Genomic DNA, 20,177 nt, shown 5'->3' on the forward strand with positions numbered 1-20,177 from the left:
TCCATGAACCAGCACATGCGTCCAGAACCCGTTCCCTTCTATGACCTCGCCTCGCAGCGTCGTCGGCTCGGCACATCGATCGATGAGGCGATCTCGCGTGTGACGAGCCATTGCCTCTTCATCAATGGTCCGGAAGTCGCCGTGCTGGAAAAGGCCTTGGCCGATTTTTGCGGCGCCAAGCATGTCGTGAGCTGCGCGAGCGGCACCGATGCGCTTTTGATGGTGCTGATGGCCAAGGAAGTCGGCCCGGGGGACGCCGTGCTGTGTCCATCGTTCACGTTCTGCGCGACCGGTGAAGCGGTAGCGCTGACCGGCGCAACGCCGGTGTTCGTCGACGTCGATGAAGCAACCTTCAATATGGATGCCGCCTCGCTCAAGCGCGGTATCGCGACGGCCAGGCAGCGCGGCCTGAAGCCGCGCGCCGTGATCCCCGTCGACCTGTTCGGCCAAAGCGCCGACCACGATGCGATCGCAGAGGTCGCGCAGGCCGAGGGCCTGTTCGTGCTCGATGACGCCGCACAGGGTTTTGGCGCGAGCTACAAGGGCCGCCATATCGGCTCCTTGGGACTTGCGACCGCGACCAGCTTCTTCCCGACCAAGCCGCTCGGCTGTTTCGGTGATGGCGGCGCCATCTTTACCGACGATGACAAACTTGCCGAGACGTTGCGCAGCATCCGCGTGCACGGCCAGGGCTCCGACAAATACGACAACGTACGCCTTGGCCTGACCGGACGTCTCGACACCATGCAGGCGGCGGTCCTGATCGAGAAGTTGAAGATTTTCGAAGACGAGATCGCGGCCCGCAACCGCGTTGCCGAGCGCTATGCGCGCGGTCTTGGCAATTTGGTGACGGTGCCGCGGTTGGCTTCCGGATGCACCTCGGTTTGGGCGCAGTACACCATCCGCCTGCCAAAGGGGACCAATCGCGACGGTTTTGCGGCAGCGTTGAAGGTGCAGGGCGTTCCGACGATGGTCTACTACACGAAATCGATGCATCAACAGACCGCCTACCGGGATTTTCCGATTGCGGATGGCGGGTTGCCGGCGAGCGAAAAGCTCTCGGACGATGTCATCAGCCTGCCGATCCACGCCTATCTCGACGAGCCGACGCAGGATCGCGTTATCGAGGCCGTGCGCGGCGCGCTTCAGGCATGATGGCGACCCGAAGGGCCGCGTCAGCGCGAGACGGCCTTCGGGTTTTCGGACCGGATCATGCCTAAACGTTAGCTGCCCGATTTCCCCGTCTCGCGATATGCGCTAGAAGCGGCGCATGCTCGGACGCATCTTCACCGTCGGCGGTTATACGCTGCTTTCGCGGCTGACCGGATTCGCGCGCGATATCATGCTCGCCGCGATTCTCGGCGCGGGTCCCGTCGCGGACGCGTTTTTCGTGGCGCTGCGGCTGCCCAATCATTTTCGAGCGATCTTCGCCGAAGGCGCCTTCAATGCCGCCTTCGTGCCGGCTTACGCGCATCTGCACGGCAAAAGCGAAGCATCGGCAAAACTGTTCGCCGATCGGATCTTCACGCTCTTGTTCGCCGCCCAGGTTGTTTTGCTGGTTGTGGCCTGGGTGTTCATGCCGGAAGTGATCGCCATTCTTGCGCCGGGGTTCAAGGACGATCCGGCGCGTGGCGAGCTGGCGATCTCGTTGACGCGGATCACGTTTCCGTATTTGCTGCTGATCACGCTGGTGACGCTGTACGGCGGCATGCTCAACGTGATGCATCGTTTCGCCAGCGCCGCCGCCGCGCCGATCTTCCTCAATCTGTCGATGATGGCGACGCTGGCGCTGGCAGCGTTCTTTCCGGGCGCGGGCTACGCCGCCGCATGGGGCCTTCTGCTCGCTGGCATCCTCGAGTTCCTGCTGCTGGCGGGTGATGCGGCAAAGACCGGCATTCTGCCGAAATTCGCTTCGATCAAATTCGATGAAGACGTGCGCGCGTTCTTCCGGGCGCTGGGGCCTGCGACCATCGGCTCGATGGGAACGCAGATCGCGTTGTTCGCCGATACGATCATCGCGACCTTTCTGCCGGCGGGCGCGCTTTCGGCGTTGTATTACGCCGACCGTCTCAACCAGTTGCCGATCGGCGTGATCGGGATCGCGATCGGCACCGTGTTGCTGCCGGAAATGTCGCGGCGCCTTGCGGCGAACGATATCACCGGCGCATCAGCCGCGCAGCGGCGGGCATTCGAATTCTCGCTGTTGTTTTCGGTGCCATTCGTCGCCGCCTTCCTGACCGTGCCTGATGTGATCATGCGCGCGATGTTTGCGCGCGGCGCGTTCTCGAACGCGGATGCGGTGGCTGCCGGCGCCACGCTGGCCGCTTACGCAATCGGACTCATCCCGTTCGTGACCATCCGAAGTGCGGTAGCAACCTTCTATGCCCGTCAGGACACCGCGACGCCGGTCAAGGCGGCGCTGACCGGCGTTGCCGTCAACGTCGCGCTGAAGGTCGCGCTGATGGGCGCACTGGCGCAAATCGGCCTGGCGCTCGCCACCGCCATTGGGGCCTGGGTCAATCTTTTGCTGGTGCTCGCCTTCGCGGTGCGGGCGGGCTACCTCGAACTCGACCGCGCCTGGATGACGTCGCTCGCCAAGTTCGCCGCGGCCGGTGTCGTGCTCGGCGCTGCGCTGTGGGCCACCGCGCGATTCGCGAGCTTCTATTTCGCGCAGATGCACACGTTCCGCGATGAGACCGCATTGGCGTTGCTGATCGTGACCGGTGCATTCGTGTACGGGGTCGCAATCATGCTGCTGTTTGGCCGGGGGTGGATATTCTCGCTGCTGCGTGACCGGAGGTCTGGTCCTAAACGGCTGTAAACAAATGGGAATGCCTCTACATGGATTTCGACAGCTGCCGTGCGCGTAGCTTCATGCTCGCACCGGCCAGCGCGATCCGGGCCGACGTAGATACGCGCTTCCACGGCCACGTCCTGCGGGTCGGCCTGAACTACACCTTCGGCGGCCCAGTGGTCGCGAAGTATTGATTGCGGCGTTATCTTCCTTCCATCCCGGCATTGGCCGGGCTTTTTTGTTGTGCAGCCGCGAAAAGGGTCGCGGTGCGCAGCGATCTGCTTGCGCCGGTGCTGTGGTTATTCGGGCGAAAGCGGTTTGCGCTGAGCCGACAACCGCTGCAATATGGCGCCGCTGGAAAAACCGGGAATTGGAGATACGATGGCTGCTCCCATCAAGTTCGGCGTCGGTCAAAGCGTCCTCCGCAAGGAGGACGACGCGCTCATTCGCGGCAAGGGCCGCTATACCGACGACCATTCGCCACAGCCGGCGTTGCACGCGCTGATGCTGCGCTCGCCGCATGCGCACGCGAAGTTCACCCTCAACGTCACCAAGGCCCGCGGGATGCCGGGCGTGGCTGCGATCCTGACCGCCGACGACGTCAGGGATCTCGGCGACCTGCCGTGCCTGTTCAACCTGGAAGTCGATCCGTTCACCGGCCCGCCCTATCCGATTCTTCCCAAGGACGAGGTGCGCCATGTCGGCGACGCCGTCGCCTTCGTAGTCGCCGACACCATCGACCAGGCCCGTGACGCGATCGAGGCGATCGACGTCAAATGGACGCCGCTTCCGTCGGTGGTCGGCGTCGTCAATGCCGTGAAGAAAGACGCGCCGCTGGTCTGGCCCGACAAGCCCGGCAATGTGCTGTTCGACGTGTCGGTCGGCGACAAGAAAGCGGCTGAGGCCGCCTTTGCCAAGGCGCATGCGATCGCAGAGATATCGATCGTCAACCCGCGCGTCATCACCAACTTCATGGAGACGCGCGCCGCGGTCGCTGAATACGATGCCAAGCGCGATCATCTGACGCTGACCATCGGCAGCCAGGGCAGCCATCGCCTGCGCGAAATCCTGTGCGGCATGGTGTTGAAGATTCCGATGGAAAAGATGCGGGTGATCTGCCCCGACGTCGGCGGCGGCTTCGGCACAAAACTGTTTCCCTATCGCGAATATGCGCTGATTTCGGTGGCGGCGCGCAAGCTGCGCAAGACCATCAAATGGACCGCCGATCGCTCCGATCACTTCATGGGCGACGCGCAGGGCCGCGACAACGTCACGACGGCTAAGATGGCGCTGGCCGAGGACGGCAAATTCCTCGGCATGGACGTCGATCTGATGGGCGACATGGGTGCCTATCTCTCGACCTTCGGGCCCTACATCCCGCATGGCGGCGCCGGCATGCTGCCCGGGCTCTACGATATCCAGGCCTTCCACTGCCGCGTCCGCACCGTGTTCACCAATACCGTGCCGGTCGACGCCTATCGCGGCGCCGGGCGCCCCGAAGCGGCCTATGTGGTCGAGCGTCTGGTCGATGCGGCCGCGCGAAAGCTCGGGATGACGCCGGATGCGATCCGGCGCAAGAACTTCATTCCGCCGAAGGCGATGCCCTACAAGACAGCGACCGGAAAGGTCTACGATTCCGGCGACTTCACCGCGCATATGAAGCGCGCGATGGAAGTCGCCAACTGGAAGGAATTTCCGAAACGCGCCAAGGCGGCGAAGAAGCAAGGTCTCGTGCGCGGCATCGGCATGTCCTGCTATGTCGAGATCTGCGGCACGATGGGCGAGGAGACCGCTAACGTCGCGCTCGATCCCAATGGCGACATCAACATCCTGATCGGCACGCAGTCGAGCGGGCAGGGCCACCAGACGGCCTATGCGCAGCTCGTCGCCGAACAGTTCGGCGTAGCTCCGGAGCGCGTTCACGTCCTGCAGGGCGATACCGACAAGATCCCTACGGGCCTCGGTACTGGCGGCTCGTCGTCGATTCCGACCGGCGGCGTCAGCGTCGAGCGCGCCACGCGCGAACTCGGCAACAAGCTGAAGGAGATCGCGGCCGAAGCGCTGGAGACCAGTGCCGGCGACCTCGAGATCAGCAATGGTGTCGTGCGCATCGCCGGCACCGATCGCTCGATCAGCTTCGCCGACCTCGCGAAACGGCCAGGCGTCGATCCGTCAAAACTGAATGCGAGCGCGACGTTTGCGCAGGCCGACGGCACCTACCCGAACGGCACGCATCTCGCCGAAGTCGAGATCGATCCCGCCACCGGCATCATCAAAATCGTCAACTATGTCATCGTCGACGATTTCGGGGTCACGCTCAATCCGTTGCTGCTCGCCGGCCAGGTGCATGGCGGGGCGATGCAGGGCATCGGTCAGGCCTTGATGGAACACGCGGTCTATAGCGCAACCGACGGCCAGCTCGTCACCGGCACTTTCATGGATTATGCGGTGCCGCGCGCGTCCGACGGCCCGTCATTCCATTTCGAAACGCACAACGTGCCGTGCACGACCAATCCGCTCGGCGTCAAGGGTGCGGGCGAGGCGGGCGCGATCGGCTCATGCCCCGCGGTGGTCAATGCGATCATCGAGGGGTTGTGGCGCGAGTACAAGATCGACCACATCGATATGCCGGCCACCGCCGAACGGGTCTGGATCGCGATCCGCGAGGCGCAGAAACGGCATAACCTCTGATATTTTGTCGCATGCGGAATGATGCGCCGAACGCGGTGTTTGCAAACAGCCAGCCTGCACCATCTTGGGGCCGGAACAAACCCGAATTGAAGGGAATTTGCCAATGAAGCGGATCGTCATCGTCGCAGCCGTGCTTGCATTCAGTGCCGGTGCGGTCGTTGCACAGCAGGACCAGCTCAAGCGGACCCAGGCCATGATGAAAGACAATGGCAAAAACGCAGGCGCGTTGTCGGCGATGGTCAAAGGCGAAAAGCCTTACGACCAGTCGACTGTCAATGCCGCGCTGGCCCAGTTTGATGACACCGCCAAGAACCTTCCGACGCTGTTCCCTGAGAGCATGAAAGGTGTCAAGTTCGAGGGTGATTACGACCCCTCGCCGAAAATCTGGGCAGACAAGGCCGGCTTCGAGTCCCAAATTAAGAGCTTCGCCAAGGTCGTCGCCGATGCGAAGGGCAAGGTCAAGAATCTCGAGACGCTCAAGGCGGAAATGCCCGTCATCGGCAAGCAGTGCAGTGGCTGCCACGAGACATACCGGATCAAGAAGGGCTGATCGCATTCTAGCTTTGAGCATGATCTCCGCGCAAACGCGTTCCGCGTTTGTCGCGAAGGAAAACCGCTACACACTTTTCCGGATCATGCTGTGGCCTCAGAAAAGGGCGGACGCCGCGAAGCGTCCGCCCTTTTGTGTTAGCGTTTCTTGTTTGCTCGCGTTCGAACCTACCTACTTCGTCACCAAATTCACTTGGTGACTTGATTTATTTGGTTACCTGGCCGCGGATTTCGCCGCCCGGATTGGCTGCGGTGTGGATGTTGATGTAGTACCTGCCTGCCACGAGATCGGCGGCCTGCGCATCGGTCAACGTCGCGCTGCCCTCGACCGGGCTCGACGTCGCATTGGGAATGGCGACAGCGACGCCGGCATTTTTGCCAGCTTCTGCGGGCCCGTGGAAATGCGCAGCGGTGGCAGGGCCGGACAGGCCGGAATAGCTCAGCTTCCAGCTCAGCTTCTTGCTGGCGGGATCGTAGTCGATGTCGGCGGCACCCTTGGCCGCGCTGGTGCTGGGCGGCACCTGGGACTTGCCGTCGAGTGTCGCCTTCATCTTGTCGGCAGACGCGGGTCCGGAAAAAGCAATCGCTGCCCCCAACGCAAGCGTGACAAGCATGGTCTTGTTCGACATGGTGTTTCTCCCTGTGGACGTCAAAACGGTGATGTCAGCCTCAAAACAACGCCTTTGCGAATTTATTCCCGAAACGCAGACAAAGGCTCGAAATTTCGCAGACGCCTATGGCGCAAAGTGCGTCCATACTGGTTGTTGAGTTTAGGACTCCCTGACAACGGATCAGTGAATGCTGCGACGAATTCTCCTTGGCTTGATTTTGGCTGGCGTCGCCGGCGCCGGTGTTTTCTGGTGGCTCACGATCCCGGCGGTCGTTGCTCCAGCTTCGCTTCCTCCCCGCACGCCGAACCTTGCCAACGGCGTTGCAACGTTCAATGCCGGAGGCTGTTCCTCCTGCCATGCCGTTCCCAACCAACCCGATCGGCTGCAACTGGGCGGCGGGCTCGCAATGCCGTCTCCGTTTGGGACGTTCTACGTTCCCAACATCTCGTCAGATCCCACTTACGGTATTGGCCGGTGGAGCGAAGCGGATTTCGTGACGGCGGTGCTCAAGGGGACGTCGCCGGACGGCGTGCATTACTTTCCGGCCTTTCCATATACGTCCTACCAGAACGCTACCGTCGACGACGTGCGCGATCTATTTGCCTACCTGAAGACGCTTCCAGCGGTGACCGGCAAGACGCGCGATCACGACGTGCCGTTTCCATTCAACATCCGCCGCAACATCGGTGTCTGGAAATGGTTGTTCATGAACGGAAAGCCTCACATAGCAGACGCCGCACATTCGGCGTCGTGGAATCGCGGGACTTACCTCGTCAACGGTATGGGCCATTGCGCCGAGTGTCACAGCCCGCGCAATTTCCTCGGCGGCATCGTCGAAGCGCAACGCTTCGCAGGCGGGCCTAATCCGGAAGGAGAGGGCTGGGTACCCAACATCACCCAGAAAAGATTGGAGGAGTGGAGCGCGAAGGATATCGCCTACTTCCTCGAAACGGGGCAAACGCCGGATGGCGACAGCGCCGGCGGATCGATGGTGCGCGTGATCAAGAACACCTCGCAATTGCCGCCAGAAGATCGCGATGCCATCGCGGAGTATGTCAAGTCGCTACCGCCGGTCGAAGGACCGCCGCGGCCGAAGAAGGAAGCAGAAAAGTCATGACGGAAATAGGTTCGCGCGCCGTCAGGGCGTAATGGCCGCGGTGATCGGTTGTCGCGGTTCCGGCAAGGAAGGCACGATCGTCAACGGCGGCTTGCGCGGCGCGGGCGTGGCGTTTTTGGTCCGTTTCAAATCCGTGGCACGTTTGGCCGACGCAATGTCGCCGAACGATTGATCGAAATCGCCGGTCCGGTACAGCACCACGCCGCGATCGAAATAGGCGGTTGCGAAGCGCGGATAATATTGAACGCCCAGATTGTACGTGGCAAACGCCGGAACAGGCTCGAAGCGGCCGATGGGGGCGGCGCCCGATTCCTTGGCTGCGGGTACTGCGGAGGCGAGCGCGACCGCTCCGCCGGTTAAAACCTCTCCCCCGCGTTGGATGCGCAGTTCGTCCTGCGCCGGAGCGTCGGGCTGCACGGCCGCAACTTGCTGCGCGCCGCGGCTGTCCTCCGGCATTTCTGCGGCACCCGGTGGTTTTGAAAACAATCCGAACACGGTGTAGCCGCCGACCAGCACCGCGGAAATGATCGTTGCCGCCATCGTATTGGAGGCGACCTTTCGTACGGTCTCGTAAGTCTGGATCGCCTTCGTGGCAGGCGGCTGCAGCGCAATGGCGAGCAGTTGATCGTAGGTCGCGCGCTGCTCGTTGTCGGTCAGGATGTCATAGGCGCGCATGAGTTCCCTGAACCTCAGCGCGGCCTCGGGATTGTCGGGATTGATATCGGGATGAGTCGCCTTCGCGGCCTTGCGGAATGCCTTCCGCAATTCCTCGGCGTCGTCACTCGGAAGCGCTCCGAGCAAATCGTACAGCGTCCCCATGGTGGTACTCGCGACCGTTTCCCCCTCGGACCGTCCCCGCCGCGGAACTTCCGATTGACGACGCGCTAGATAATCAAAAATATCAAGGCGGTAGGATGATCCCCTTATGGCAAAAGCATGCCATGGTTAACGTCGTTAACCATGCGCTGCGGTTGGGGCGCTCAATTGGCGTGGCAGGGGGTAGGGCTGGCAGCCCCTCCATCACAGGCGGGCCAATCGGCCGCGCCAGGGACGCAGCCTTAAGCGTGCCTAGCCCGTGCCGAACGCCTTGAAGGTGATGATGGTGTGGGTGTCCTGGATCCCTGGAATCACCTGCACCTTCTCGTTGACGAAATGGCCGATGTCGGTGTCCTTATCGACGTAGAACTTGACCAGCAGATCGTAGTCACCGGCAGTGGAATAGATCTCCGAGGCGATCTCGGCCTCCGCGAGCGCATTGGCGACGGCATAGGATTGGCCGAGTTTGCATTTGAACTGGACAAAGAAGGGAACCATCGCTGTCGTCTCCGAATTGGTTGGTCCCAATAGGCCAAAAACCGCTGATAATGGCAAGCCAGCTTGCTGCCCATGCCATGGCGCGGTAGGAGATTCCATGGCCTTCAACCCACGACTTGCACGAGGCTTGCGATGACGGCGCCAATCGCGCTGACCATCGCCGGCTCCGATTCCTCTGGCGGTGCCGGTATCCAGGCCGACCTGAAGACGTTTGCCGCGCTCGGTGTCTACGGCGCCTCCGTGATTACGGCGCTGACTGCACAGAATACCGAAGGCGTCAGCGGCATCCATCAGGTGCCGGCGGAGTTCGTGACCGCGCAGATCGATGCGGTGTTTTCCGATCTCGACGTCGGAGCGGTCAAGATCGGCATGGTGGCGCAGCCATCGGTTATCGACGCCATCGTCGCCGGCCTCAAGCGCTGGTCGCCGAAGCACGTCGTGCTCGATCCTGTGATGGTCGCAACCTCCGGCGACCGGCTGCTGGCTGCGGAGGCGGTCGAGGCGCTCAGGACAAAACTCATTCCGCTTGCTTCGGTCATTACGCCCAATTTGCCTGAGGCCGCCGCGCTGCTCGACGAACCGGTGGCTGCGGGTGAGGCCGCCGTCGAAAGCCAGGGCAGGCGATTGCTGGCCATGGGGTGCAAGGCGGTGCTGATCAAGGGCGGCCACGGGGAGGGCGCCGAGTGCGTCGACTATCTGATCGGCACGAGCGGCACCATCGCGCTGGCCGCGCCGCGCATTGCGACGAAAAACACCCATGGCACCGGCTGCTCATTGTCCTCGGCGATCGCGGCGGAGCTCGCGAAGGGCGAGGGCATGGAAACCGCCGTGCGTAACGCCAAGGCGTGGGTCAGCGCTGCGATTGCGGAGGCAGATAGCTTCAGCGTCGGCCACGGTCACGGCCCGATCCACCATTTTCATAAGTTTTACTAGCTGAACTGTCGTCCTTGCGAACCAGGGACCCCGAGCGTGAGCGCAATCGCGCCCATCGCGCCGCGGCTTATCAATTGAAGCAAGCGGCTCGTTATCTTCTCCAACAATGAGCATCGGTGGTTATCGGTCCCTGCGTTCGCAGGGATGACATTGAGTTGTCGCCGCCGCCGTGTCGCTTGCCTGTCGCATCACGCTGCTATCCGCGAGAGCCAAGGGCGCGGTATTGATTCTCGTGAGGCTATAGGTCGCGTGATCAGTCATCGCCCTGTCACAGAAATCTGGTAGGTGCACAGATATGGGCAGTGACTCCTTGAGTGAAGAGAGCCCCGAACGGCGCTTTCGTACTTTGTTCATCTCCGACGTCCATCTCGGAGCCCGCGGCTCGCAAGCCGACCGTTTGCTGGACTTCCTCAAAAGCCACGACGCCGACACCATCTATCTCGTCGGCGATATCGTCGATGGCTGGGCGCTGAAGTCGAGCTGGTACTGGCCGCAATCGCACAACGACTTCGTGCAGAAGATGCTGCGCAAGGCGCGCAAGGGCGCCAAGGTCATCTACGTGCCGGGCAATCACGACGAGTTCCTGCGCAACTACTACGGCACGCATTTCGGCGGCATCGACGTGGTGGAAAACACCATCCACACCGGCGTCGACGGCAAGCGCTATCTCATCATCCACGGCGACATCTTCGATCTCGTGGTGCAGAACGCGCGTTGGCTCGCCCATCTCGGCGACAAGGCCTACGACTTCGCCATTCAGATGAATCGCCTCGTCAACTTCTTCCGCCGCATGTTCGGCGTGCCCTATTGGTCGCTGTCGCAATGGGCGAAGCTGAAGGTCAAGAACGCCGTGAACTACATTGGCGCGTTTGAACAGACGCTGGCCGGCGAGGCGCGACGCCATGGCGCCGATGGCGTGATCTGCGGCCACATCCACTACGCCACCATCCGCGACGAGCACGGTATCCGCTACATGAATTGCGGCGACTGGGTGGAAAGCTGCACCGCGCTCGCCGAGCACGAGGACGGCCGGTTCGAGATCATCACCTGGACCGATCCGCAGCGAAGGGCGGCGCCCGTTCCCCGCGTCGCGGCGCGCGCGGCATGACGCATATCCTGGTCGCGACCGATGCGTGGCATCCCCAGGTCAACGGGGTGGTACGCACGCTGACCGCGCTGGCGGAGGCGGCCAGGGGGCTTGGCGTCGAGATGAGTTTCCTGACGCCGCAATCGTTTCGCACCTTTGCGATGCCGAGCTATCCCGACCTGCGGCTGGCTCTGCCGCTTCCCGGCAAGATCGCGCAACTGATCGAAGCGGCAAAGCCCGACAGCATTCATATCGCGACCGAAGGGCCGATCGGGCTGTTGGTCCGGCGCTATTGCCGCAAGCGCGGCTTGCCGTTCACCACGAGCTTTCACACCCGGTTTCCGGAATATGTCTCGGCGCGCTCGCCAATTCCGGAATCCTGGGTTTGGTGGGCGCTGCGTGCCTTCCACCGGCCGAGCCGGGCAGTGATGGCGGCGACGCCGGCGCTGGCGGCTGAGCTGCGCCTGCGCGGCTTTCGCAACGTGGTGCTGTGGTCGCGCGGCGTCGATACCTCGCTGTTCCATCCGCGCAGCGCCGATCTCTGCCTTCCGACGCCGGTATATCTCAGTGTCGGCCGCCTCGCGGTCGAGAAGAATCTCGAGGCCTTCCTCGATCTCGATCTGCCCGGCACCAAGCTCGTGGTTGGCGACGGGCCGGCCCGGATGGCGCTGGAACGGAAATATCCCGACGCCATGTTCCTCGGCGCGCGGCATGGCGAGGAACTGGCCGAAATCTATGCGGCGGCCGATATTTTCGTCTTTCCCAGCAAGACCGACACGTTTGGCTTGGTGCTGCTGGAAGCGCTGGCCAGCGGCTTGCCGGTCGCGGCTTTTCCGGTCACCGGTCCCCGCGACGTGATCGGCTCGGCGCCGGTTGGCGTGCTGAACGAGGATTTGCGCACGGCCTGCCTGGAGGCGCTGCAGATTTCGCGAGAAGAATGCGTGGAATTTGCCGCCGCCCATACCTGGCAGGCCTCGGCACGGGTTTTTATCGACCATGCCCTCAACCTTGGTCCCCTGCAGCCGGAAGGCGAGCTGCTCGAATTTGCGGCCAAGGACCCGCATTTCGCCGCCTAGAGCCATTTCGGTTCTGATTGAATCAGAACCGGGCTCTAGGTTTTTGTTTTGACGCGTTTTCTTCACGCGAACCGGCGCCCACTTCGCTGGAAAACGCTCTAATATCACCTGAATCTGTATTGCCCGCCGGTCCGCTTGCGCGATACAAAGTGCGCATGACGGAAAAAGCCTCAACGGCACCGGTCGGTGCTGCAGATATCGACGCGGCGGCGCGAGTAGTCGGCCCGTTTGCGGTGCGGACGCCGCTGTTGTCGTTCCCCGTTCTCAACGAGCGCGTCGGGACCAGGGTCTTTCTGAAGCCCGAAATGCTGCAGCGGACCGGATCGTTCAAGTTCCGCGGCGCCTTCAACAAGCTGGCCTCGATCCCGCAGGACAAGCGCGGCGGCGGGGTGGTCGCATTCTCTTCCGGCAACCACGCCCAGGGCGTGGCGGCGGCGGCGCAGATCCTCAACATGCAGGCCACCATCGTGATGCCGGCAGACTCTCCGGTCACCAAGCGCGAGCGCACCAAGGGCTATGGCGCGGAGGTGGTGCTCTACGACCGCGACAAGGAGGACCGCGAAGCGATCGCCAACGGTATCGCCGGCAAACGCGGTGCGACGCTGGTCCGGCCGTATGACGATCCCTTCGTCATTGCAGGGCAGGGCACTGCGGGCCGTGAAATCGCCGAGGACATGACAGCGCTCGGGCTCGTGCCAGATATCGTGGTAGCGCCGGCCTCCGGCGGCGGGCTGATCGCCGGCGTTGCGACGGCCGTGAAGGCAAAATTTCCGCAAGCGCAGGTCATCGTCGCCGAGCCCAAGGACTATGACGATCACGGCCTCTCGCTCCGCGCCGGCCATCGCGAGGCGCATCACGCCGCCGGCCGCACCATCTGCGACGCGCTGATGGCGGCGATGCCTGGCGAACTCACCTTCTCGATCAACAGCAAGCTGCTCGCAAATGGCGTGACCGCATCCGACGAGGAGGTCGGCGCGGCGGTGGCCTATGCCTATCGTGAATTGAAGCTGGTGGTCGAGCCCGGCGGCGCCGTCGGCCTCGCGGCACTGTTGACCGGCCGCATCGATGCCAGGGGAAAGAACGTCGTCATCGTGCTTTCCGGCGGCAATGTCGACGCCGACCTGTTCGCCAAACTGGTCGCCTGATCATCACATCTTAAACGGAAGCGGGCAGAGCATGTGATCTGCCCGCTTTTTTGTTGTCCTGAGCTCCTTATTCAGCGCCTGAAGCCGCCGCCGCCGAATGACCCGCCGAACGAGCTGCGGGACGGGCTTGAGGCGAAGCGCTGGCTGAAACCTCCTCCGCCGCCCATGCCGCCGCTGAACCGACGCGGCGCTGTGGTCATCATGGGCTTGGTCATCATGGGCCTGGTCGTGATGGGTTTGGTGACCCGTATCGGATTGTTATGAATCCTGGGCGGCAAGGTCGTGACCTTGCCGACCTTGCTGCTGTTGTTGCCGGCATTGACAGGCACCGGGTTGATCTTGCCGGGCAGGGTCGTGGCCTTTCCGCCAATGCCATTACTGTTGCCAGTGAGCTTGCCAGGCAGGGTCGTGACCTTGCCCATCTTGCCGTTGTTGATGCCGCCATTGATCGGGTTATTCGTTGCCGTGCCCTTGGCAGGCAGCGTGATGATCTTGGAAGGCGCCGGCATGTGGGCCTGGGCACCAAGGTTGTGCTTGGAGATGCCGAGGATGGGTGAATTGCCGATGTTCGCCGGTTTGAAGTTCGGCGACTGCTTCGCCAGATGCGTGAACTGCATCAGGGGCACGGCCTTCGGCGCGACCTGCAGCTTCAACGCGGACTTGGCGTAGGGGCTGTTGGAATAGTTGTCATGGAACGTCTTGTAGGCGAACGGCGAGTTGGCGACCACCGCTTTGTGCCACGCCGTTGCCATCCGCAGATTGCCGAGCAGCATGCGGATGTGGTCGCATAGCGGGTCATGCGGGTAAAGGCGGATGAATTCCTCATAGTACTCGGGCGAGCCTTCCGACAGCACGTAGTCGTAAGCCTGGCGCACCGAACGCGACGGCAGATTCGACGCGGCCTGGACGATCGGGCGGCGATCCGGCGCGCGGCCTGCGGCGACCGCGGTATCGCCGAAGAAATAGAAGTCGGAGGTCAGCGATGAGCTTTCCCACGGTGTCTGCTTTCCGGAGGTGGTGTTGTTCACTTCGAGCCGGACGCGCTTGAACAATTGCTCGATCGGCAGGTTCGGCTCGCGTGCGACATTCAGGAAAGCTGACGTATACGGGCTGTGGTTGCCGTCGCCGTCCTGCGCTTCCATGCCCGGCGCGGTCGAGTAGCCGACGATCGAGCCGCGGGGCGCATCGACGATCGCCAAGCCCCGCCCGGCGTCGTTGATCTCGGGGAACGGATTGTTGCGGCAGGCGTCGAGCACCACGATGCGCATCCGGCTCGGGATCGATTCCAGCGTGCCCATCACATCGACCAGCCGGACCGAATTGCCGTCAAGATCGGACGGCGAAGCGATCTTCGCATCGACCGGAAGCAGATAGTTCTCACCCGCCACCTGCACGCCGTGACCGGCATAATAGATCATGGCGACGGTGCCGGGGCCGCGCTCGGCGACCCTGGCGGAGAAGTCCTGTACGACCTTGACCATGTCGCTGCGCGTCAGGTCGGTGGCCTGGGTGACCTCGAAGCCGGCAGAGTTCAAAAGCTGCGCCATCGATTGCGCGTCGTTGCCGGGATTGGCGAGCTTTGGCGCGATCTGGTAATTCGAATTGCCGATCACCAGCGCGACGCGCTGGTCCGCCGGCGGCGTTTGCATGCCGTTGCGGATGTCGACGTTCGGGGCTTCGGCCAACGCTGCACCGGCGAAGCCGAGCAGGCCTGCCAGCAGGCCGGCACCCAATAGCGATGACTTAAAACGGGACATGGCTGCCTCCTCAGGCGCGACCTCGTTGCGAGATTTGCTGCTGGGGACGCTAAGCCGGGCGCGGGCTGTCGTACGTGACCGCGATCACGGTTGCAGCGCGCGGCGCTTCCACGCTTGCCGCCGCGCGATACCGCTGACAATCTCGGGTTGCTGAACGGTCGAAGGAACCCAAAATGGGCTTCGGGCTAAAGACCACCACAGGAATCATCGCGGGCGTGCTGGTCACGGCGGCGCTGGCTCAGGCGAGCAAGGTGTTCGCGCCGCTTGCGGCGGCATTGTTCATCATTGCGATTGTGTGGCCGATCCAGAAGCAGTTGCAGTCCTGGATGCCAAAACTTGCCGCGCTGGCGATCACCATCGTCGCCACCGTGGCAATCTGCCTCGGCTTCGCCTCGCTCGCAGCCTGGGGATTTGGTCGGGTAGGGCAATCACTGCTCGCCGACCTGGCGCGCTACCAGGCCCTTTATGCAGCGACCGTCAATTGGCTGGACGGCCACGGCGTCTCGGTTGCGGGGTTGTGGGCTGAACATTTCAACGTAAGCTGGCTGCTGCGCGCCACGCAATATGTCACCGGACGGGTGAACACGACGCTCAGCTTCTGGGTGATTGCGCTGGTTTACGTCATGCTCGGGCTTCTCGAAGTCGAACACATCAGGCGAAACATCGAACGGCTGGATAACCGTACCGCAGCACGCGTGCTGCTCGACGGCGGCGAGGCGACCGCGGCGAAATTCCGAAAGTACCTTTTGGTGCGGACGCAGATGAGCGCGGTCACAGGCCTGCTGGTCGGCAGCTTCGCCTGGATTACCGGGCTGCCATTCGCGTTCGAATGGGGCGTGATCGCGTTCGTGCTGAACTATATCCCGTTCATCGGCCCGTTCGTTGCGACACTGTTTCCAACCCTGTTGGCGATGACGCAGTTCGAGACCTGGCCGGCGGTGCTCGGCGTATTCGTGTGCCTGAACATCATTCAATTCGCGGTCGGCAGCTACATCGAGCCGCGGGTGGCCGGCAGCCTGTTGTCGATCTCGCCAGTGGTGGTGCTATTTGCAATCTTCTTCTGGACGTTCCTGTGGGGCCTGTTCGGGACCTTCATCGGCGTACCCATCACGCTTGCCATACTCACCTTCTGTGCCCAGCATCCGTCGAGCCGCTGGATTGCCGATCTGCTCGGCGGACCGGAGCCGGAGAAACCCGGCAAGCTCTAGTCTTGCTGTGTCATAAGCCCCTCATGGTGAGGAGCGCGAAGCGCGTCTCGAACCATGAGGCCCTGTCTGTGGCCTACATCCTTCGAGACGCCCGCTCTGCCGGCTCCTCAGGATGAGGGGTTGAGAAAGTTAGTCGTCGATGTCGCCCTCGATCTCTACCCGCTCGGGCGGCAACAGGCCCAGCCGGCCATCCTGGCCGGCCGTCAGTGAATGAATGTAGAAGTACGTCGCTGCAGCGTCGGTCGCACCCATCACGGGCGAGGGAGCGGAGATGATTTTTAACCCGCCGCATGCGCCGATCCAGTCGATATGACGGTGGCCATGCATCACGACGGCGCGATCTCCCAGCGCTTCCAATCTGCGGACGAACCAACTGCCGTTTATCAGCGCCGTTCCGATGCGCTCGGAAAATGCTTTTACCGGCATGGGATATTCCGCCAGGTGGTGGTGCAATGCGACGATCCAGCGCGCCCGCGGAAAACATCCGATCGCTGCCTCGAGGCGATGCGCCTGTTCGACGGATACCAGTCCAAGCGCGTTGGTGAAGGAAAAATGGGTCTTTGCATTCGAGTTCAGGATCGCGATTCCGAGGCCATCTTCCGGTTCCGGCGGCAGGATCATCGGAAACTGGTCGTCGAACAGGCTGCGCAGCGCGGCGACACGGCGCAAACCTCCAAACTCAGCAACGGCCACGATCGCGTCGCGGTAGAGCGCCAGCGCCTGTTGCAGCGTAGCGGCCGGTCTTCCCTTGGCATCGACGACGTGTACCCGTTCGCCTTGCACGGCCGCCATCGCCGACAGCGTCCGGATTTGCCGCAGCCGCTTGCCGGTGCTGAACGGCAGGTCGAGCCGGGCCGGATTGGCGCGGTCGACGATGTTGACGTCGTGATTGCCCGGCAACAGGATCGTGCGCGCGGCAAGCTCCGGGTGGCGCGCCAGCGCTTCGAGGACTAATGCCCATTCGCTGGCGCGACCGGCGTCGGTCATGTCGCCCGTGACCAGAACGTGATCGAGCGGATTGCTGGCATGGATGGCGGCCAGCCGCGCGAAGATTCGATTGAGCCGGCCATTGCCGCGCGGGCCAGCCCGTCCGCTTTCGATGCGAAAACCATATTGCTCGGCGATCACATGAAGATCCGACAGATGCGCAACGCGCCAGATCCGGCCTTCGGACGGGGCGGCATCGAACATGGCAAGATCGTGCGGTTGAGGCATGCTGGCATCGGCAAAACCCCAAACCAGCGATGCGATCGCCAGATAGCCTGCCATCAGTACAACAGCATTCGCAAGCGTGGGCATGGCGAGCCGATGCAGCAAGAGCAGATCGCTCCAGTTACCAGCCCAACGCGAGGCAGGCCAGGCGAGTATCGCGATCACCGCCGCGCATGCGGACAACATGATACCGGCGCCAACCGAATTGGCGCTGCGCAAGCGCGCCCGGCCGGCAGGAGTGAAGTTTTTTCCTACGATCAGTTCCGTCAGATGACGCAAGGCTTCGCGCGAAAACGCATAGCCCGGCTGCACCGCGAGTGCATTGAGCGACCAGAAATTGATCTCGGCGATCCGAAGCAGCGGGCGCCATCCGATCCATCCCACCGCGACGATCGCGGCCAGCAACAGCGCGGTGCCGATTTCGGTCAGCTCTGCAAGCTGTTCCGACAAGGTGGAAAACCAGGCCGAAGCCAGCAACGGCGCCAGACCGAGCAGCACCGACGGCAACAACAGCAAGACCGTCCAGGCGAACAAGAGCTTCGGCAAACTGATTTCGACCAGCAGGCTTCCGGCGATTGCCAGCAGCGACCGCTGTCCCGGACTGGCGGCATCATCCTCAATATCGCCGTTCCGCGGATCGACCAGCATATTCTCTGCGGCTTTGGTGGCGTGTCGCTCGGAGATCGGCTTCGTCATTGCTCAATACCGCATCCTGCCGCTCGCGCCGTCTTCGGCTAAACGCCCCAGGGGAGGCCCATCAGGTACCACGCGACAAAAAGAAGTGTCCAAAGCGCGGCCATCCAGAGCACATAGGGCAGCATCAGCGCGATGACGGTGCCGACGCCTGCCTTGCGGTCGTACTTCTGGGCAAAGCCGACAACGAGCGCGAAGTAAGGATTGAGCGGAGTGATCGAGTTCATCGGCCCGTCTCCGACCCGGTATGCAGCCAGCACCGCCGCCGGATCGACGGCCAACTGCACGAACAGCGGGACGAACACCGGCGCAAAGATCGCCCATGTGGCGATAGCCGGCGTGAAGACCAGATCGAGTATGGCAACCACCGCAATGAGTCCCAGCAACAGCCATAGCGGGCCGATGCTCGCGTCCTTCAGGGTATCGGCCATCTTGACCGCGAGCAGCGTCGGAATGTTGCTGTAGGTGAAGTAATCCACGAACTGGCTGATGACCAGGAACAGCAAGATCGTGCCGCCCATTCCGGAGACCGCCTTGGTCATAGCATCGACGACGTCGGTAGCGTGCCTGATTGTTCCTGCGCCGATGCCATAGGCGATGCCGGTCACCAGGAACAAGATCATGACGAGGCCGATCAGCCCGTTCATGAAGGGTGAATTGCCGACCAGCGCTCCGGTCGCGGGATCGCGGAGAGGGGCCCATGGCGGCAGCGCCAGCAGGCAGAAGACGAGCGTGACGGCCAGTAGTCCTGCGGCGGCATACCTCAAGCCGCGCGTCTCTCGTGCGGAGAGTTGTCCGCCCTCGTGCGGGGGCAGCATTGCGCTGGCCTGATCCTCGCGATACGCGCCAAGGCGCGGTTCGATGATCCGCTCCGTGATCAGGGCAATCACGATCGTCAATACGACGACAGACACAATCGAAAACCATAAATTGGCGGTCACTTCGATCGAGAGTGACGGGTTGACGATGTGAATGGCGTCGTTGGTCAGTTCGGTGAGGACGGCATCGAGCGGTTTGATCAGCATGTTCACGCTGAAGGCGCTGGCCACGCCTGCGAAGCCGAGCGCCAGACCCGCCAGCGGATGCCGGCCGACGCTCATCAGCGCCGTGCCGGCCAGCGGGATCAGCACGAGGTAACCCGCATCGGAGGCCACGCTCGAGAGGATCCCGACGAAGGCAAGAATGTAGGAAAGCGTCCAGCGCGGTGAGGCGGCGACGAGCTTGCGGATGCAGGCGTTGACCAGGCCCGATTCCTCGGCGACGCCGACGCCGATCATGGCGACGATCAGCAGTCCGACCGCGCTGAAGCCCATGAAATTGGGCACCAGCCGCGTATAGATGTGCCTGATACCTTCCGTCGTCAGCAGGCTGTTGGCGCGGGCTGTCACGGTCTCCGTGCCGTGGGTCGCCGGATTGATGATTTGGTAGGAAATCGACGCGTCGAGCAAATAGAGCAGGTGCGATGCGATCACCGCAATGGCGATCAGAATCAGGAAGATCAGAACCGGGTGGGGAACGCTGTTGCCGATCCGCTCGATCGCGTCGAGCATGGCCGGCGTGGTTGCCCTGGCCGTCTCAGTGCTTGCTTCGCTTGCGCGGCGCATGAAAGCCGTCCTTACCGAGCGCCTCCTTCGAAGGCGCTCGGCATGGTTTTGACCGTATCACAACCTGCGAGCGAGCGGATCACGGTTCGCTGATCGCTCTCACCAAACCATGACAGCGCTCGGTCAAATTGGTCGCTAATTTGCGGAGGTTTTTCCATGCGATGCCATCGGCGTTCTCGTGATCTTTCACAAAGTTGTGTAGCGGAACACACCCGACGCAAACGTACTTTAAGGTTGTGTGATTGACTCGATGCACTTTCGAGCGTTACGGTGCGTGGAAGTCAAACGAAGCTGAGACGGTCAACGCAGACCGTCTATCAGCATGTAACTCGTGTTGCCGAACGGCTTGATCATCTGCGCGCAGCATGTCGGGCCGGATGGAGGAG

17 protein-coding genes are annotated in these 20,177 nt (G+C 62.4%); 11 read left to right on the forward strand and 6 right to left on the reverse strand.

The features are described 5' to 3' along the window. Positions 1-3: 3 nt before the first annotated feature. The 5 genes from V1292_RS18615 to V1292_RS18635 all read left to right on the forward strand — a co-directional run bounded on the left by V1292_RS18615 (position 4) and on the right by V1292_RS18635 (position 6,035). A complete protein-coding gene (locus V1292_RS18615; protein WP_334374177.1) occupies positions 4-1,155 on the forward strand; it encodes a DegT/DnrJ/EryC1/StrS family aminotransferase in 1,152 nt (383 codons plus the stop codon). A gap of 115 nt (positions 1,156-1,270) precedes the next feature. Beyond that, positions 1,271-2,821 (forward strand): murein biosynthesis integral membrane protein MurJ, encoded by a 1,551-nt coding sequence (gene murJ, locus V1292_RS18620; protein ID WP_334374178.1) that lies wholly within the window; start codon positions 1,271-1,273, stop codon positions 2,819-2,821. A 20-nt stretch (positions 2,822-2,841) separates the two neighbouring features. Further along, positions 2,842-2,988 carry a hypothetical protein gene (locus V1292_RS18625; RefSeq protein ID WP_334374180.1) on the forward strand — a complete coding sequence of 49 codons (147 nt, stop codon included), beginning with the start codon at positions 2,842-2,844 and terminating at the stop codon, positions 2,986-2,988. 187 nt (positions 2,989-3,175) lie between these two features. After that, positions 3,176-5,485 (forward strand): xanthine dehydrogenase family protein molybdopterin-binding subunit, encoded by a 2,310-nt coding sequence (locus tag V1292_RS18630; protein ID WP_334374181.1) that lies wholly within the window; start codon positions 3,176-3,178, stop codon positions 5,483-5,485. 103 nt (positions 5,486-5,588) lie between these two features. Further along, positions 5,589-6,035, forward strand: coding sequence for a c-type cytochrome (locus tag V1292_RS18635; RefSeq protein ID WP_334374183.1), 447 nt, complete (start codon positions 5,589-5,591; stop codon positions 6,033-6,035). Between the two features lie 205 nt (positions 6,036-6,240). Here V1292_RS18635 and V1292_RS18640 read toward each other — a convergent pair whose 3' ends face one another. Then, the gene (locus V1292_RS18640; RefSeq protein ID WP_334374184.1) at positions 6,241-6,663 is read right to left on the reverse strand and encodes a CHRD domain-containing protein; all 423 of its coding nucleotides are present in this window, start codon (positions 6,661-6,663) and stop codon (positions 6,241-6,243) included. A 169-nt stretch (positions 6,664-6,832) separates the two neighbouring features. Here V1292_RS18640 and V1292_RS18645 point away from each other — a divergent pair, with 169 nt between their 5' ends. Further along, positions 6,833-7,762 carry a c-type cytochrome gene (locus V1292_RS18645; RefSeq protein ID WP_334374185.1) on the forward strand — a complete coding sequence of 310 codons (930 nt, stop codon included), beginning with the start codon at positions 6,833-6,835 and terminating at the stop codon, positions 7,760-7,762. A gap of 21 nt (positions 7,763-7,783) precedes the next feature. Here the strand turns inward: V1292_RS18645 and V1292_RS18650 are convergent, their stop codons facing one another. Then, positions 7,784-8,581: a J domain-containing protein gene (locus V1292_RS18650; protein WP_334374186.1), complete on the reverse strand. Its 798-nt coding sequence runs from the start codon at positions 8,579-8,581 to the stop codon at positions 7,784-7,786. 249 nt (positions 8,582-8,830) lie between these two features. Beyond that, a complete protein-coding gene (locus V1292_RS18655) occupies positions 8,831-9,076 on the reverse strand; it encodes an Lrp/AsnC ligand binding domain-containing protein (RefSeq protein WP_065730617.1) in 246 nt (81 codons plus the stop codon). Positions 9,077-9,208: 132 nt separating this feature from the next. On the opposite strand from V1292_RS18655, the gene thiD reads away from it, so the two are divergent. The 4 genes from thiD (at position 9,209) to V1292_RS18675 (ending at position 13,317) form a co-directional block, all read left to right on the forward strand. After that, entirely contained in the window at positions 9,209-10,009 is an 801-nt protein-coding gene (gene thiD / locus V1292_RS18660; RefSeq protein WP_334374187.1) for a bifunctional hydroxymethylpyrimidine kinase/phosphomethylpyrimidine kinase, read from the forward strand. A gap of 295 nt (positions 10,010-10,304) precedes the next feature. Next, entirely contained in the window at positions 10,305-11,117 is an 813-nt protein-coding gene (locus V1292_RS18665) for a UDP-2,3-diacylglucosamine diphosphatase (protein WP_334374188.1), read from the forward strand. Then, positions 11,114-12,172 carry a glycosyltransferase family 4 protein gene (locus V1292_RS18670; protein WP_334374189.1) on the forward strand — a complete coding sequence of 353 codons (1,059 nt, stop codon included), beginning with the start codon at positions 11,114-11,116 and terminating at the stop codon, positions 12,170-12,172. Before V1292_RS18665 ends, V1292_RS18670 begins: the two co-directional genes overlap by 4 nt. A gap of 155 nt (positions 12,173-12,327) precedes the next feature. Beyond that, entirely contained in the window at positions 12,328-13,317 is a 990-nt protein-coding gene (locus V1292_RS18675) for a threonine ammonia-lyase (RefSeq protein WP_334374191.1), read from the forward strand. 71 nt (positions 13,318-13,388) lie between these two features. Here V1292_RS18675 and V1292_RS18680 read toward each other — a convergent pair whose 3' ends face one another. Continuing rightward, positions 13,389-15,074, reverse strand: coding sequence for a caspase family protein (locus V1292_RS18680; protein ID WP_334374192.1), 1,686 nt, complete (start codon positions 15,072-15,074; stop codon positions 13,389-13,391). 173 nt (positions 15,075-15,247) lie between these two features. Here V1292_RS18680 and V1292_RS18685 point away from each other — a divergent pair, with 173 nt between their 5' ends. Beyond that, on the forward strand, positions 15,248-16,282 hold the full coding sequence (locus tag V1292_RS18685; protein ID WP_334374193.1) for an AI-2E family transporter: 1,035 nt from the start codon (positions 15,248-15,250) through the stop codon (positions 16,280-16,282). A 129-nt stretch (positions 16,283-16,411) separates the two neighbouring features. Here the strand turns inward: V1292_RS18685 and V1292_RS18690 are convergent, their stop codons facing one another. Next, positions 16,412-18,190: a metallophosphoesterase gene (locus tag V1292_RS18690; protein ID WP_334374194.1), complete on the reverse strand. Its 1,779-nt coding sequence runs from the start codon at positions 18,188-18,190 to the stop codon at positions 16,412-16,414. 38 nt (positions 18,191-18,228) lie between these two features. After that, positions 18,229-19,791 carry an AbgT family transporter gene (locus V1292_RS18695; RefSeq protein ID WP_334374195.1) on the reverse strand — a complete coding sequence of 521 codons (1,563 nt, stop codon included), beginning with the start codon at positions 19,789-19,791 and terminating at the stop codon, positions 18,229-18,231. Positions 19,792-20,177: the final 386 nt, after the last annotated feature.

The organism is Bradyrhizobium sp. AZCC 1719 (assembly GCF_036924525.1).
In the GTDB taxonomy this organism is placed as follows: Bacteria; Pseudomonadota; Alphaproteobacteria; order Rhizobiales; family Xanthobacteraceae; genus Bradyrhizobium.

Excerpts from the sequence above, each read along its gene's own strand:
- V1292_RS18690 (WP_334374194.1), bottom strand. The coding sequence starts at position 18,190 with ATGACGAAGCCGATCTCCGAGCGACACGCCACCAAAGCCGCAGAGAAT.
- V1292_RS18680 (WP_334374192.1), bottom strand. The coding sequence starts at position 15,074 with ATGTCCCGTTTTAAGTCATCGCTATTGGGTGCCGGCCTGCTGGCAGGC.
- V1292_RS18650 (WP_334374186.1), bottom strand. The coding sequence starts at position 8,581 with ATGGGGACGCTGTACGATTTGCTCGGAGCGCTTCCGAGTGACGACGCC.
- V1292_RS18625 (WP_334374180.1), top strand. The coding sequence starts at position 2,842 with ATGGATTTCGACAGCTGCCGTGCGCGTAGCTTCATGCTCGCACCGGCC.
- V1292_RS18655 (WP_065730617.1), bottom strand. The coding sequence starts at position 9,076 with ATGGTTCCCTTCTTTGTCCAGTTCAAATGCAAACTCGGCCAATCCTAT.
- V1292_RS18645 (WP_334374185.1), top strand. The coding sequence starts at position 6,833 with ATGCTGCGACGAATTCTCCTTGGCTTGATTTTGGCTGGCGTCGCCGGC.
- V1292_RS18640 (WP_334374184.1), bottom strand. The coding sequence starts at position 6,663 with ATGTCGAACAAGACCATGCTTGTCACGCTTGCGTTGGGGGCAGCGATT.
- V1292_RS18670 (WP_334374189.1), top strand. The coding sequence starts at position 11,114 with ATGACGCATATCCTGGTCGCGACCGATGCGTGGCATCCCCAGGTCAAC.
- V1292_RS18695 (WP_334374195.1), bottom strand. The coding sequence starts at position 19,791 with ATGCGCCGCGCAAGCGAAGCAAGCACTGAGACGGCCAGGGCAACCACG.
- V1292_RS18635 (WP_334374183.1), top strand. The coding sequence starts at position 5,589 with ATGAAGCGGATCGTCATCGTCGCAGCCGTGCTTGCATTCAGTGCCGGT.
- V1292_RS18685 (WP_334374193.1), top strand. The coding sequence starts at position 15,248 with ATGGGCTTCGGGCTAAAGACCACCACAGGAATCATCGCGGGCGTGCTG.
- V1292_RS18615 (WP_334374177.1), top strand. The coding sequence starts at position 4 with ATGAACCAGCACATGCGTCCAGAACCCGTTCCCTTCTATGACCTCGCC.
- murJ (WP_334374178.1), top strand. The coding sequence starts at position 1,271 with ATGCTCGGACGCATCTTCACCGTCGGCGGTTATACGCTGCTTTCGCGG.
- V1292_RS18675 (WP_334374191.1), top strand. The coding sequence starts at position 12,328 with ATGACGGAAAAAGCCTCAACGGCACCGGTCGGTGCTGCAGATATCGAC.
- V1292_RS18630 (WP_334374181.1), top strand. The coding sequence starts at position 3,176 with ATGGCTGCTCCCATCAAGTTCGGCGTCGGTCAAAGCGTCCTCCGCAAG.
- thiD (WP_334374187.1), top strand. The coding sequence starts at position 9,209 with ATGACGGCGCCAATCGCGCTGACCATCGCCGGCTCCGATTCCTCTGGC.
- V1292_RS18665 (WP_334374188.1), top strand. The coding sequence starts at position 10,305 with ATGGGCAGTGACTCCTTGAGTGAAGAGAGCCCCGAACGGCGCTTTCGT.